The following is a 13,582-nucleotide window of genomic DNA, read 5'->3' on the forward strand; positions in this document are numbered from 1 at the left end:
TGGCGACCACACCACGTCCAGGGAGTCTGCCATGTTCCAGTGTTTCGGCTGTCGTAGCTGACCTGGCTTTTTCGCACCCCTTTTTCTTCTGCACGTCCTGCTCACCCGTCCGGCGTCCGCCGGGCGGGTTCGGGAGTGCGCTCGCAGGACCCGCCGCTTCGTCGTGGGCGGGCATCACACACTAGGAAGACCTTCGATGATTCGTCCACGTTTCGCGCGGACTCTGGCCGCAGCGGCCGCCCTTCTCACATTCACCAGCCTTGCTGTCGCGTGCTCCGGTTCCGAGACCACCACGACAGCCGACGGAAAGACGGTGTTGCGCTACGAGGGGACCACGGGACAGGTCTCGTTCCCGGAACTCGCGGCCGACCTGGGCTACTACCAGAAGGTCGAACTGAACTGGATCGGCGACACCACCAGTGGGCCGCAGAGCATCCAGAATGCCGCCACGGGGCAGACCGACTTCGGTGGCGCGTTCAACGGTGCGGTGTTGAAGCTGGCCGCGGCCGATTCGCCGATCACGTCCGTCATCGGCTACTACGGCTCCGACAAGGAGACGTTCAACGGGTACTACGTGCTCGACGGAAGCCCGATCACGTCGGCACGTGACCTGATCGGCAAGAAGGTCGGGATGAACACGCTCGGCGCGCACCACGAGTTCCTCGTGCGTGAGTGGCTGGCGCGGGAGGGCCTGACCCCCGACGAGATCAAGCAGGTCGAGTTGACCGTCGTTCCGCCGGTGAACACCGAACAGGCGCTGCGGCAGGGTCAGATCGACGTCGGCACGCTCGGAAGCGTGTTCCGCGACAAGGCGGTCGAACGCGGCGGCATCCGCCCGCTGTTCACCGACGAATCCATCTTCGGTTCCTTCACCTACGGTTCGCTGCTGTTCCGCGACGACTTCATCGCGAAGAACAAGGACGCCGTCGCGGACTTCGTGCAGGGCACGGCACGCGCGATCCGCTGGACCCAGACGACTCCGCGCGACGACGTGATCGCGAAGTACAAGGACATCATCACCAAGCGCGGCCGCAACGAGACCACCGACCTCGTCGACTACTGGAAGACGCCGGGTGTGGCGGGTCCCGGTGGCGTGATCACCGACAAGGAGATTCAGACCTGGATCGACTGGCTGGTCCGCAACGGGGAACTCGAGGACGGCAAGCTCACGCCCGCCGACGTCTACACCAACGAGTACAACCCGTACGCCAACGGCACGTACCCCGCCGACAGCGGCCCCGACGGACAAGCGCTGGCCGCCAAGTGAACTCCACCCCAGATCCCCACGAGAAGAAAGTGATGTCGATGTCCCACTTCCGGCGCGGCGCCGTGCGCGCCCTCGCGGCAACCGCAGCACTGTTCACGCTGGCCTCGGGAGTGGCGGGGTGCGCCGGCTCGTCGGAGACCGCCACCATCGAGGACGGGAGGACGGTCCTGCGTTACCAGGGGTGGGCCGGGGACGTGGGATTCCACGAGCTCGCCGAGGACCTAGGGTATTACGACAAGATCACGCTCGAATGGGTCGGCGACACCACCAGCGGCCCGCAGGACATCCAGTCGGCGGCCACCGGTGACATCGAGTTCGGCTCGGCGTTCAACGGAGCCGTCGTCAAACTCAATGCCGCCGGGGCACCGATCACGTCGGTGCTGAGTTCCTACGGCGCGGACGCCGGCGAGTACACGGGATACTTCGTGCTGGACGGCAGCCCCATTCGCTCGGCGCGCGACCTGATCGGCAAGAAGGTCGGGATGAACACGCTCGGTGCGCACCACGAGTTCCTGGTCCGGGAGTGGCTGGCCCAGCAGGGGTTGACCCAGGACGAGATCAAACAGGTGGAGCTGACCGTGGTTCCGCCGGTGAACAACGAAACGGCCCTGCGCGAAGGTCAGATCGACGTGGCCGCCATCAACGGCATCTTCCGCGAAACAGCCCAGGAGCGTGGGGGTATCCGGCCGCTGTTCACGGACCGGGATCTGTTCGGCGCATTCAGCTACGGAACCTACGTGGTGCGCGACGACTTCCTGGCGAAGAACAAGGACGCCGTTGCGGACTTCGTGCAGGGCACGGCCCGGGCCATCCGATGGACCCAGGTGACTCCGCGTGAGGAGGTCGTCGCACGGTTCAAGAGCATCATCGACAAGCGTGGCCGCAACGAGAGCGACGAGGCCATCGACTACTGGCGCAGCTCCGGGATTCCTGTCGCCGGGGCCGTGATCCAGGAGAAGGAACTGCAGACCTGGATCGACTGGCTCGTCCGCAACGGTGAGCTCGACGAGGGCAAGTTGACCGCAACCGACCTCTACACCAACGAATTCAACCCGTACGCCAACGGCACGTTCCAGCCCGAGAGCGGGCCCGACGGAGAAGTACTGGAAGGACAGAAATGAGCACCACCGCCTCGAACCCCGATCGGGTTCAGACGCCCAAGCTCCGCCTCGAGCACGTCACCAAACAGTTCGACGTGCGAGGGTCCAAGGACAAGTTCACCGCGATCGAGGACATCGACATCGATCTCGCAGACGGCGAATTCCTCGTCCTCGTCGGGCCGAGTGGTTGCGGGAAGTCCACGCTGCTCGACCTGCTCGGCGGACTCAGCACCCCCACGTCGGGCCGGATCCTGCTCGACGGGCAGCCGGTGACCGGGCCCGGTCTCGACCGCGGAATCGTCTTCCAGCAGTACGCACTCCTGCCGTGGCGGACGGCCCGGCACAACATCGAATTCGGGCTCGAGGCCAAGGGACTGCCCAAGAAGGAACGGCGCGAACTGGCCGAGCACTACCTCGAGCTCGTCGGCTTGAAGGGCTTCGGCGACCGGTACCCGCACGAGCTGTCGGGCGGCATGAAGCAGCGCGTCGCGATCGCCCGCAGCCTCGCGTTCGATCCCGAGGTGCTGCTGATGGACGAGCCGTTCGCGGCGCTCGACGCGCAGACCCGTGAGTCGCTGCAGGACGAACTGCTACGCATCTGGAAGGCCACCGGCAAGACCATCCTGTTCATCACGCACGGCATCGACGAGGCCATCTACCTCGGGCAGCGGGTCGCCGTCCTGACGTCGCGGCCCGGCCGGGTGAAGACGTTCGTGGATATCGACATCGACCGCAGCGGCGAGGACGTCCGGTCCAACGAGCAGTTCCGGCACTACCGCCACCGCATCTGGACGCTGCTGCACGGCGAAGTGGAGCGTGCACAGGTAATCGAGAAGGAGGAAGCACATGTCTAGCGCACTCGCGTCACCGGAAGCTCCCGTCGCAATCGATCGACCCGGGACCTCGGCTCCGTCGCCCGCTTCCACCCCGCCGCAGCCGGGTGCTGTCCAGCGTGCCGGTGCGGCACTGCGTCCGATCGCCTGGCGGATCCTCAAGCCGTCCGTCGCGATCGTCGCCTTCCTGGCACTGTGGGAGATCGCTCCGCGGGTCGGTCTCGTCGACGAGGTGTTCCTTCCCCCGTTCACCACGGTGGTCGAGGCATTCTTCGATCTGCTCAAGAGCGGTGAGCTGTGGCAGCACGTGTCCGCCAGCCTCTCCCGCGCCCTGATCGGATTCTTCGTGGCGGTCGTGATCGCGATCCCGCTGGGCATCGCGATCGCCTGGTACCGCCCGGTGTCGGACTTCCTGAACCCGATCCTGGAGCTGTTCCGCAACACGGCGGCGCTGGCGTTGCTCCCCGTGTTCATCCTGATCCTCGGCATCGGTGAGGAGTCCAAGATCGCCCTGGTGATCTACGCGTGCACCTTCCCGATCCTGCTGAACACGATCTCCGGTGTGCGCACCGTCGACCCGTTGCTGATCAAGTCGGCGTCCTCGCTGGGACTGTCGCCCGTGCGCCTGTTCCAGAAGGTCGTGCTGCCCGCCGCCGTTCCCACCATCTTCACCGGAATCCGCATGGCGGCGGCGTCGTCGATCCTCGTGCTGATCGCCGCCGAGATGGTCGGGGCCAAGGCAGGCCTCGGCTACCTGATCACCGCCTCCCAGTTCAACTTCCAGATCCCCAACATGTATGCGGGCATCGTCGCGATCTCTGTTCTCGGGCTGACGCTCAACGCCGTTCTCGTACTGATCGAACGCAGGCTGTCCCGCTGGCGGGTCTAGTCACTTACCGGAAAAGAAACTCCACATGTCACAGGATTCCCAGTTCCACCTCAACGCCTTTCTCATGGGTGTGGGACATCACGAGGCGGCGTGGCGCCATCCCCGCACCGAGGCGCACCGCGTTCTGGACGTCGCACACTTCCAGGAACTCGGCCGGATCGCGGAGCGGGGCAAGCTCGATTCCGTGTTCTTCGCGGACGGTCTCGCCGTCGGACCGCGGATCAAGCACAACACGCAGGCGATCTTCGAGCCCGTCACGTTGCTGTCGGCGATCGCCGTCGCCACCGAACACGTGGGACTGATCGCCACGGCCTCCACGAGCTACTCCGACCCGTACAACCTGGCACGCAAGTTCACGTCGCTCGACCACATCAGCGGCGGCCGGGCAGGGTGGAACATCGTGACTTCGGCCGGTGCGGACGAGGCGGCGAACTTCGGCGTCGACGGCATCCCCGCCCACAGCGGACGGTACGAGCGCGCAGAGGAATTCGTCGACGTCACGCTCGCCCTGTGGGACAGCTGGGAGGACGGCGCGGTGGTGCTCGACCCGGAGACCGGCGTGTTCGCCGACCCCGGCAAGGTCCACACCATCGACCACGACGGGCCGCGGTTCCGGGTCAAGGGGCCGCTCAACTCGCCGAGGTCCGCCCAGGGGCGGCCGCTGCTGGTGCAGGCCGGCTCGTCCGAGAGCGGCAAGGAGTTCGCCGCGCGGTACGCCGAGGCCGTCTTCACCGCACAGCGCACCCTGGAGCAGGGTCAGGAGTTCTACCGCGACCTCGAGGCGCGTGTCGTCAAGCACGGCCGCAATGCCGGCGACCTGAAGGTGCTCCCCGGCATCGTGCCGTTCATCGCGGACACCGAGGAGGAGGCGAAGGCGCTCGAGCAGTCGTTCACCGACCTGATCTCGCCCGAGTACTCGCTGCGGCAGCTGTCCACGATGCTCGGTGTCGACCTCACGAAGCATTCCCTCGACGCCCCGCTTCCGCCGCTTCCGCCGCTGGACGAGATCCATGGCAACAAGAGCCGCTACCAGCTGGTGAAGGATCTCGCCGCGGACGGTTCGCTCACCGTCCGGCAGCTGATCGGGCTGCTCGGTGGCGGACGCGGGCACCGCACGTTCGCCGGCACGCCCGAACAGGTGGCCGACGAACTGCAGACGTGGTTCGAGCAGGGCGCGGCCGACGGTTTCAACATCATGCCGCCCTACCTGCCCGGCGGACTGGACGACTTCGTCGACCGTGTCGTCCCGATCCTGCAGCAGCGCGGACTGTTCCGGACGGAGTACACCGCGACCACCCTGCGCGGTCACTACGGTCTCACGGACGTCGGTAACCGGTTCGCGGGCGCGGTCGACGAAGCGAGCGCATGAGCGGCGAGACCGGTCTGAAACCTCTCGTCACCACCGTCTTCGTCCCCGCCGCGATCTTCGGCATCGGCCAGGGGGCCGCCGCCCCGGTTATGGCACTGACGGCCCGCGAACTGGGTGCGTCCGTGGCCGTGTCCGGGCTGATCGTCGCGGTCGTCGGGCTCGGCGCCGTCCTGGGCGACCTGCCCGCGGGCCGGATCGTCGCCAGGTTCGGGGAGCGGCGGTCCATCATCGGCGGCAGTACCGTCGGCGCCGCCGGAGTGCTGGTCTGTCTGCTCGCGCAGACACCGTGGATGCTGGGTGTGGGCGCACTGCTGACCGGGCTCGCCAACGCCGTGTGGGGGCTGGCCCGCCAGAGCTACCTGGCCGACGCCGTGCCGATCGGGCTGCGCGCCCGGGCGATGTCGTCGTTCGCGGCGATGTGGCGGCTCGGCTTCTTCGTGGGACCGCTGCTCGGTGCCGCCGTGATCCTTGTGGTCGGCGCCCGGGGCGGATTCATGGTGCAGTTCGTCGGCGTCGTGCTGTCCGGATGGCTGATGTCGAGAGTCCCCGACCCGCCGAGGCGCCCCGCAGGCACCGCCGGTACCCACGCGACGCTGCCGTCGATTGTGCGCCGGCACCGGAAGTTGCTGGCCACGCTCGGCGCCGGGTCGCTCCTGATGGGGGCGGCCCGCGCCTCGCGGGAGGCGGTGCTGCCACTGTGGGCTGCCCATCTCGGACTCGATGCCGCCCAGGTCAGTCTCGTCTTCGGAGTCGGAGCGGCGGTCGATCTGCTGTGCTCGTATCCGGCCGGACACTTCATGGACCGGTACGGCCGCCGGTTCATCGCGGTGCCGTCGCTTCTGGTGATCGGGGCGTCCTGCCTGGCGTTGCCGTTTTCGCACGACCTCCTGTCGATCGGTGTCGTCGCTGTCCTGATGGGAATCGGCAACGGGCTCGGCAACGGCGTGATCATGACGCTCGGCGCCGACATCTCCCCACCGGCGACGCGCGCCGAATTCCTCGCCGCCTGGCGGCTCACCCACGACACCGGCATGTTCGCCGGACCCTTCGGCGTCGGCACGCTCGCCGCGGTGGTTCCGCTCGGGGCTGCCGTCGCCGCGATCGGGGCAGCGGCGCTGGTCGGCGCCGGACTCCTGTTCCGGTTCATCCCGGTCTATTCCCCGTGGCCACCGCCGACCGCGTCGGAGCCCGGTTCCTCACCGCTCGAAAAACAGGAAGCATAGGTACATTCGTTTCATGCGCTTCGGATTGTTCGTTCCTCAAGGTTGGCGACTGGATCTCGTCGGAATCGATCCCTCGGATCAGTGGTCGGTGATGCGCGACTTCGCGTTGCGCGCCGATCAGGGTTCGTCCTGGGATTCGCTGTGGGTCTACGACCACTTCCATACCGTCCCGGCACCGACGGAGGAGGCCACGCACGAGGCGTGGACCCTCATGTCCGCGTTCGCGGCGGTCACCTCGCGGGTGCGTCTCGGCCAGATGTGTACGGCGATGAGCTACCGCAACCCCGCCTACCTCGCGAAGGTCGCCGCCACCACCGACCTCATCTCGGGCGGACGCGTCGAGATGGGCATCGGCGGCGGCTGGTACGAGCACGAGTGGAAAGCGTACGGATACGGATTCCCCTCCGCCGGTGTGCGTCTCGGCCGACTCGACGAGGGCGTGCAGATCATGCGTCAGGCCTGGACCAACGGCACCGCGACCCTCGAAGGCAAGCACTACCAGGTCGACGGAGCCATCGTCCGCCCACTTCCGTTGCAGGAAGGCGGCATTCCACTGTGGATCGCCGGCGGCGGCGAGAAGGTGACGTTGAAGATCGCGGCAAAGTACGCGCAGTACACCAACTTCGACGGCACACCCGAGGGCTTCGCGCAGAAATCCGAGATCCTGCGGAAGCACTGCGACACCGTCGGCACCGACTTCGACGCCATCACCCGCTCGGCCAACTACAACGTCGCGATCGGCACCACCGAGGCGGAGGTCGAGCAGCGGTTGCTCACCCTGAAGGACCGGCTCACCCCCCACGTCGGCGCCGAGGCCGCCGAGGGTGCGCTGGGAGCCTTCCGCGGAATGCCCGGCGTGGGAACGCCGGAGCAGATCGTCGAGAAGCTGTCGGTGCTGAAGGAGCAGGGCATGTCCTACGGCATCTTCTACTTCCCCGAAGCCGCGTACGACACCTCGGGCATCGAACTGTTCGAGAACGAAGTGCTGCCCGCGCTGCGTTGATCAGCGGACCGCGTTACCGGGCATAGAGTGGCGGGCATGTTCGTCGTCACCCTCGCCGCCGACAACGTGTGGCTGAGCCCGCCGGTCGTCACCGACGTCGACGAGATCTGCGCGGCATGCAGCGACGCGTCGATAGCCGAGTGGACGACGATGCCCGCGCCGTACGGCCGCTCGGACGCCGAGCAGTTCGTGCGGCAGACGGTGCCGTCCGGCTGGGCCGACCGCAGTCCCACCTGGGCGCTGCGCGAACGCGAGGACGGTCCCGTGCTGGGGATGATCGGACTGATGGCTCGGGACGTGACGGCGGCGGAGATCGGATACTGGCTGTCGCCGGCGGCACGGTCGCGGGGTCTCATGACGACCGCGGTGAACCTGGTGTGCGATTTCGCGTTCCGGCCGGACAGCCTGGGGCTAGAACGCATCGAATGGCGCGCGTTCGTCGGCAATCTCGACTCGGCGGCGGTCGCCCGCCGGGTGGGCTTCCGGTTCGAGGGCATCCAGCGCGCCGGGCTCGTGCAGCGCGGCGTCCGGCGCGATTCGTGGGTGGCCGCCCTGCTCGCAGGCGACCCGCGGCAACCGGCCGAAGGCTGGCCCGACTAGCGGCCGATCAGCGCAGGCCCTCCGGAAGGTCGTGCTCGGACACCGCGACTCGCTGCTCGGGGCTGGTCCGGATCTGCTCGGACTCGGGGATCCGGCTCTGCAGGAAATCCCATTCGACCTGATCGATGGCGTCCTCCGCGCGGGAACGCACGGCCGCGTCGCGGGTGCCCCACGCGATCGGCATCGGGCTGACCATCTCCCACGTGTCGGCGTCGTTGCGGGTGCTGCGGTCGTTCAGGAGTGCGACGGACGGCACCCTGTCGCCCACCCGCTGCTTCTGACCGGTCCGGATCGGAACGTTGCGAGTGACGAGGGCGTACGACGCCCGGCCCGCCGAGGGCTTCGCGACGTCGATCAGCGACAGCAGGGTGACCGCGCGGGGATGGACCTCCGAGACGACCGCAGGCACCAGCGGGCTCTTCGCGTACAACTCCTCGATGCTGCCGACCTTCTTCGGCACCCAGAACGCCACCCACACGGACGTCAGCGCGGCGATCGCCACGACGACACCGAGGATGATCGACCAGGGGTGGGCGAGCAGGATCAGACCGGCAGCGGCGGCCGCGAACAGCAGCGCCACCACGATCGCCGACACCTGCAGGCGTCGCATGTCGGCGAACGTCTGGTTGACAGACTTCGCGTAGGGCCGGTCGACGGTGAACTCGAAATGTCGCACGGCCCCAGCTTAGAGGCCCCGGTCCGGTGGCAGGCGGTCACCCGATGGCCGGGCCCAGCAGGTCGTCCGCGTCGGTGATCCGGTACGCGTACCCCTGCTCGGCGAGGAAGCGCTGCCGGTGGGCGGCGTACTCGGCGTCGAGCGTGTCGCGTGCCACCACCGAGTAGAAGTGGGCCTGGCCGCCGTCGTGCTTGGGTCGCAGCAGGCGGCCCAGACGCTGAGCCTCCTCCTGGCGAGAACCGAACGTACCCGAAACCTGAACGGCGACAGACGCTTCCGGCAGGTCGATCGAGAAGTTCGCGACCTTGCTGACGACCAGCGTCTGGATCTCGCCCGCCCGGAAACGGTCGAACAGTTCCTCCCGCTCCTTGTTCTTGGTCGACCCCTTGATGACCGGGGCGTTCAACGCCTCACCCAGTTCGTCGAGCTGGTCGAGGTACGCGCCGATGATCAACGTCGGTGCGTCGGTGTGCCGTTCCAGGATCGACTTCACCACCGCGATCTTGGTGTGCGCGGTGGAACACAGCTTGTACCGCTCATCGGGTTCGGCGACCGCGTACGACATCCGTTCGGCGTCCGTCAGCGTCACCCGCACCTCCACGCAGTCGGCGGGCGCGATCCACCCCTGCGCCTCGATGTCCTTCCACGGCGCGTCGTACCGCTTGGGTCCGATCAGCGAGAACACGTCGCCCTCACGGCCGTCCTCGCGCACCAGGGTGGCGGTGAGGCCGAGGCGTCGACGGGACTGCAGGTCGGCGGTCATGCGGAACACCGGTGCGGGCAGGAGGTGCACCTCGTCGTAGATCACGAGACCCCAGTCGCGGGAATCGAACAGTTCCAGATGCTTGTATTCGCCCTTGGTGCGCCGGGTGATCACCTGGTACGTGGCGATCGTGACCGGACGGATCTCCTTGCGCTCGCCCGAGTACTCGCCGATCTCCTCCTCGGTGAGCGACGTGCGCGCGATCAGCTCGCGCTTCCACTGCCGTCCCGCGACCGTGTTCGTCACCAGGATCAACGTGGTGGCCTTCGCCTTGGCCATCGCCGCCGCACCGACCATCGTCTTACCCGCACCACAGGGCAGGACGACGACGCCGGACCCGCCCGCCCAGAACGAGTCGGCGGCCATCTCCTGATAGTCGCGCAGGTGCCACTGGCCGTCCGCGGACCCGGGGGACGTGCCGTCGAAGTCCAGGTCGATGGCGTGCGCCTCGCCGTCGACGTACCCGGCAAGATCCTCCGCCGGCCAGCCGACCTTGAGCAGCAACTGCTTGAGACGGCCGCGCTCGCTCGGGTGGACCACGACCGTGTCGTCGTCGACCCGGGCACCGAGCATCGGGGCGATCTTCTTGTGCCGGGTCACCTCGGTGAGGACCGCGCGGTCCAGGCTGACCAGCGTCAGACCGTGGGCCGGGTTCTTCACCAGCTGCAGCCGCCCGTACCGGGCCATCGTGTCGACGATGTCGACCAGCAGCGGCTGGGGCACCGCGTACCGGGAGAAGTTGACCAGCGCATCGACCACCTGCTCGGCGTCGTGTCCGGCGGCGCGCGCGTTCCACAAGGCCAGCGGGGTGATCCGGTAGGTGTGGACGTGTTCGGGCGCGCGCTCGAGTTCCGCGAACGGCGCGATCGCCTGGCGGGCGTCGTTCGCGCGTTCGTGATCGACCTCCAACAGCAGGGTCTTGTCGGATTGGACGATCAACGGTCCGTCGGTCACGGAAGCCTCCTCGAAAATGCGGTGCCGGATGTAGCCAGCCTGTCCATTGTCCTGATCTGAGCGACACCGCGCCACGTCGCAGCCTCCGACGCGGCGCGATACCTGCACATCCGCGGCGGTCGGGGCCTAAATTGAGGTGCAGCCGGATGGATCGACCCAGAGACGAGGCTCGCGATGACCCAGCCCCCCGACGACCCCAACCGTCCCGATCCGAACGTCCCCGGCGAACCGCCGAACAACCCGCAGCAACCGTACCCGCAAGGTGGGCCGCAGCAGCCCTACCAGCAGGGGCAGTACCCGCAGCAGCCGTACCCGCAGGGGCAGTACGGGCAGCAGCCCGGTCAGTACCCGCCGGGCCGGTACGGGCAGCAGCCCGGCCAGTATCCGCCCGGCCAGTACCCGCCGCCGCCGAAGAAATCGCGGAAGGGGTTGTTCATCACTCTCGGTGTCGTCGCCGTCGTGATTCTCGCCGCCATCGCCGCGTTCGGTGTGTTCGCCGTGAGGAGCGCCGACAAGAACGCTCTCGACGTCGGCGACTGCCTGTTCTTCGAATCCGCGTCGACGACCGCGGCCGACACCTCACACGAGAAGCGGGACTGCTCCGACAGCGAGGCCACGTACGAGGTGGCGCAGAAGAACGACGGCGACGTCCAGTGCGCGGAAGACTACTTCTCCTACACCCTCGTGAGCGAGGACGAGGGCGTGCAGACCACGCTCTGCCTCGTTCCGAACATGATCGAGGGGTCCTGCTACCTGCTCGAGGACGACGGCCGGATCGTGCCGTCCGACTGCACCGACACGCAGACCGTCAAGGTCGTCAGACGCGCGGACGGCGAGAACGACGAAACCCTGTGCAACGAGTTCGACACCGCATTCCCCATCGCGTTCTCCGAACCCGAGCGCACGTACTGCATCGAGGTCAATCTGGGTGGCTAGCGCCGCGTGAGTACTTGTTAACCGCGGGACGTTAGTAAGTACTCACAGGGAGTTAAATTCACGGGAATCGAGTCCGTTGAACTGCACGTTCCCCTTCGTTAGCGTTCGAGATCTACCGAGATCACTGCGCACGGGGAAGGTGGGAACGATGGCGCGAACCCAGCCCGACACCCGGCGTGGTGCCGGCCCTTCCGGCGCCAGCGCGGGCACGGTGCTGCGCACCGTCCTCGACCGCGGGCCGGTCGCGCGCAGCACGATCGCACGGGTCACCGGGCTCTCACCCGCGACGGTGACCACCGCCAGCGCACAGCTCGTCGAACGCGGTCTACTGCGGGAACTGCCGGAGATCTCGGGACCCACCGGTCTGGGACGGCCACACGTCCCGGTGGACCTCGACGACAGCCGTTTCGTCGTCTACGGCATCCATCTGGCGATGACCCACGTGACCACAGCGTTGCTCGACCTGCGCGGGCAGGTGCTGGCGCGATCCCGTGATCCGCACCTCGGGCTGGGACCGGCCGAGATCCTGCGGAACGCGGTGACGACCCTCGAGGCGCTGGCCGCCCGACACGGCGACGTATCCGTCCCGATCGGCGTCGGTTTCGCGGCCGGCGGCTGGATCGACTCGGAATCGGGTGTGGTGCCTGAGCATCCGATCCCGGGATGGAACGGGTACCCGGTCAGGGCGGATCTCGAGCACCGCACCGGTCTGGACGTCCGGATGGATTCGCACGCGCGCGCCCTCATCGACGCGGAGGTGTTGTTCGGGGAGCCGCGGGCGCGGGACAGCGTGGTGCAGCTCTTCGTCGGGAACGTGGTGGACGCCGCATTCGCGACCGGAGGCGTGGTCCACCACGGTCCTCGCGCGGCGGCAGGCGCGGTGGCGCACGTGCCCGTCGAGAACAGTGTCGAGGAGTGCACCTGCGGACGTACCGGATGCGTGCAGGCCACCCTGTCGGATCGGGTGCTGGTGCGCAGGGCGATGCAACTCGGCATCATCGAGCGGCCGATCTTCGGCGACCTTCTCGACGCGGGTCGACGTCGGCAGCCGGCGGCACTGGCACTGTTCGAGGAACGGGCGCACTCCGTGGGGGTGGTCGCAGCGCGTCTGCTCGACCTGTTCAATCCGGAGGTCCTGATCGTCTGCGACCAAGGCGTGAGCCGGATTCCGGGTTCTCTCGACACGGTTCGGCGAGCAGTCGGGGAGTCGTCGGCGACGTGTGACGACCCCTCACGGTCCGTGTTGTCCACCAGTTTTCCCCGGCGGGCACTGCCGTTATCCGCCGGCTCCGTGATCCTCGCGGAGCTCTACCGGGCGCCTCTCACCAGCTTCGTGCGGCCGTTGGCCGGCATATCGTGACGTGTATCACAGGTCCGGAGTTAATTCGGTGGGAAGCTATGTTGACGTCGATTGCACTGGATCGCAAGGATATTGGTGTGAACACCACCATGGCGGACAGCGTGCGTACATCCTCGTGTTGCTCCGAGTCCTGTTGTCGCCGCTCGCGACCGGGTCGCATCTGACGTCTCCGCGCTGACCTCGGCGGACGCTCGAAATACCTTTCTGTTCTTCCTTTCTCGCTCCATTGTGGCACTCGACCGACCACGTCCGGTGTGCCCGACCGGAGATCACATCCTTCGAAGGATCATTCATGTCCAGTTCACTCGTGTCTTCCGCCGGGTATCGCCGCCTCACACGCACCGCCTTCGCCGGCGTCGTGGCGCTCGGGCTCGCGTCCTGCACCTCCGGTTCCTCCGGCGGGCTGGCTCTCGATGACGCTGTGCCCGATCAGGTTCCGGAGGGAACCTCGCTCAGCGTGTCGATCAAGACCACCCGGCTTCAGCTCGAGGCGACCGATCAGCTCGCGGAACCCTCACCGTCGGCACCCTGATTGCCTTCGTGCTCTACGTCGAACTGTTCTTCGCTCCCGTGCAACAGCTTTCGCAGGTGTTCGACGGCTACCAGCAG

Annotated in this window: 13 protein-coding genes; 11 read left to right on the forward strand and 2 right to left on the reverse strand. The window is 67.3% G+C overall.

Features of this window, described 5'->3' with window-relative positions; genetic code table 11:
* Positions 1 to 196 precede the first annotated feature (196 nt).
* From QM806_RS18015 to QM806_RS18050, 8 genes are read left to right on the forward strand one after another with little or no spacing between them, the layout of a single operon-like run.
* Positions 197 to 1,267, forward strand: coding sequence for an ABC transporter substrate-binding protein (locus tag QM806_RS18015; RefSeq protein WP_005561795.1), 1,071 nt, complete (start codon positions 197 to 199; stop codon positions 1,265 to 1,267).
* A gap of 32 nt (positions 1,268 to 1,299) precedes the next feature.
* Positions 1,300 to 2,388, forward strand: a complete 1,089-nt coding sequence (locus QM806_RS18020) for an ABC transporter substrate-binding protein (RefSeq protein ID WP_054247111.1) — start codon at positions 1,300 to 1,302, stop codon at positions 2,386 to 2,388.
* Positions 2,385 to 3,221 carry an ABC transporter ATP-binding protein gene (locus QM806_RS18025; RefSeq protein WP_005244194.1) on the forward strand — a complete coding sequence of 279 codons (837 nt, stop codon included), beginning with the start codon at positions 2,385 to 2,387 and terminating at the stop codon, positions 3,219 to 3,221. The genes QM806_RS18020 and QM806_RS18025 overlap by 4 nt, the downstream gene beginning before the upstream one ends.
* Positions 3,214 to 4,089 (forward strand): ABC transporter permease, encoded by an 876-nt coding sequence (locus QM806_RS18030; protein WP_005561797.1) that lies wholly within the window; start codon positions 3,214 to 3,216, stop codon positions 4,087 to 4,089. Before QM806_RS18025 ends, QM806_RS18030 begins: the two co-directional genes overlap by 8 nt.
* A gap of 25 nt (positions 4,090 to 4,114) precedes the next feature.
* Positions 4,115 to 5,458, forward strand: coding sequence for an LLM class flavin-dependent oxidoreductase (locus tag QM806_RS18035; RefSeq protein ID WP_283292273.1), 1,344 nt, complete (start codon positions 4,115 to 4,117; stop codon positions 5,456 to 5,458).
* Positions 5,455 to 6,681, forward strand: a complete 1,227-nt coding sequence (locus QM806_RS18040) for an MFS transporter (protein ID WP_054247114.1) — start codon at positions 5,455 to 5,457, stop codon at positions 6,679 to 6,681. Before QM806_RS18035 ends, QM806_RS18040 begins: the two co-directional genes overlap by 4 nt.
* Before the next feature lie 13 nt (positions 6,682 to 6,694).
* Positions 6,695 to 7,684 (forward strand): LLM class F420-dependent oxidoreductase, encoded by a 990-nt coding sequence (locus QM806_RS18045; RefSeq protein ID WP_005564039.1) that lies wholly within the window; start codon positions 6,695 to 6,697, stop codon positions 7,682 to 7,684.
* Between the two features lie 36 nt (positions 7,685 to 7,720).
* Positions 7,721 to 8,284, forward strand: a complete 564-nt coding sequence (locus QM806_RS18050; RefSeq protein WP_005564036.1) for a GNAT family N-acetyltransferase — start codon at positions 7,721 to 7,723, stop codon at positions 8,282 to 8,284.
* Positions 8,285 to 8,291: 7 nt separating this feature from the next.
* Here QM806_RS18050 and QM806_RS18055 read toward each other — a convergent pair whose 3' ends face one another.
* Complete coding sequence (locus QM806_RS18055; protein ID WP_005564035.1) at positions 8,292 to 8,960, reverse strand: DUF3239 domain-containing protein; 669 nt, start codon at positions 8,958 to 8,960, stop codon at positions 8,292 to 8,294.
* A 37-nt stretch (positions 8,961 to 8,997) separates the two neighbouring features.
* Positions 8,998 to 10,677, reverse strand: a complete 1,680-nt coding sequence (locus QM806_RS18060; protein ID WP_005244182.1) for a DNA repair helicase XPB — start codon at positions 10,675 to 10,677, stop codon at positions 8,998 to 9,000.
* Positions 10,678 to 10,851: 174 nt separating this feature from the next.
* Between QM806_RS18060 and QM806_RS18065 the strand changes: the two genes are divergently transcribed.
* From QM806_RS18065 to QM806_RS18075, 3 genes are all read left to right on the forward strand, one after another.
* Complete coding sequence (locus QM806_RS18065) at positions 10,852 to 11,613, forward strand: LppU/SCO3897 family protein (protein ID WP_005564378.1); 762 nt, start codon at positions 10,852 to 10,854, stop codon at positions 11,611 to 11,613.
* Between the two features lie 148 nt (positions 11,614 to 11,761).
* Positions 11,762 to 12,973, forward strand: a complete 1,212-nt coding sequence (locus tag QM806_RS18070) for an ROK family transcriptional regulator (RefSeq protein WP_242323359.1) — start codon at positions 11,762 to 11,764, stop codon at positions 12,971 to 12,973.
* Between the two features lie 292 nt (positions 12,974 to 13,265).
* Entirely contained in the window at positions 13,266 to 13,505 is a 240-nt protein-coding gene (locus QM806_RS18075; protein WP_005561579.1) for a hypothetical protein, read from the forward strand.
* Positions 13,506 to 13,582 lie beyond the last annotated feature (77 nt).

Source organism: Rhodococcus sp. IEGM 1351 (assembly GCF_030056875.1).
GTDB lineage: Bacteria > Actinomycetota > Actinomycetes > Mycobacteriales > Mycobacteriaceae > Rhodococcus_F > Rhodococcus_F opacus.

Coding starts and splice junctions, on each gene's coding strand:
- QM806_RS18050 (WP_005564036.1), top strand. CDS start 7,721: ATGTTCGTCGTCACCCTCGCCGCCGACAACGTGTGGCTGAGCCCGCCG.
- QM806_RS18020 (WP_054247111.1), top strand. CDS start 1,300: ATGTCGATGTCCCACTTCCGGCGCGGCGCCGTGCGCGCCCTCGCGGCA.
- QM806_RS18025 (WP_005244194.1), top strand. CDS start 2,385: ATGAGCACCACCGCCTCGAACCCCGATCGGGTTCAGACGCCCAAGCTC.
- QM806_RS18015 (WP_005561795.1), top strand. CDS start 197: ATGATTCGTCCACGTTTCGCGCGGACTCTGGCCGCAGCGGCCGCCCTT.
- QM806_RS18030 (WP_005561797.1), top strand. CDS start 3,214: ATGTCTAGCGCACTCGCGTCACCGGAAGCTCCCGTCGCAATCGATCGA.
- QM806_RS18075 (WP_005561579.1), top strand. CDS start 13,266: ATGTCCAGTTCACTCGTGTCTTCCGCCGGGTATCGCCGCCTCACACGC.
- QM806_RS18065 (WP_005564378.1), top strand. CDS start 10,852: ATGACCCAGCCCCCCGACGACCCCAACCGTCCCGATCCGAACGTCCCC.
- QM806_RS18040 (WP_054247114.1), top strand. CDS start 5,455: ATGAGCGGCGAGACCGGTCTGAAACCTCTCGTCACCACCGTCTTCGTC.
- QM806_RS18045 (WP_005564039.1), top strand. CDS start 6,695: ATGCGCTTCGGATTGTTCGTTCCTCAAGGTTGGCGACTGGATCTCGTC.
- QM806_RS18070 (WP_242323359.1), top strand. CDS start 11,762: ATGGCGCGAACCCAGCCCGACACCCGGCGTGGTGCCGGCCCTTCCGGC.
- QM806_RS18035 (WP_283292273.1), top strand. CDS start 4,115: ATGTCACAGGATTCCCAGTTCCACCTCAACGCCTTTCTCATGGGTGTG.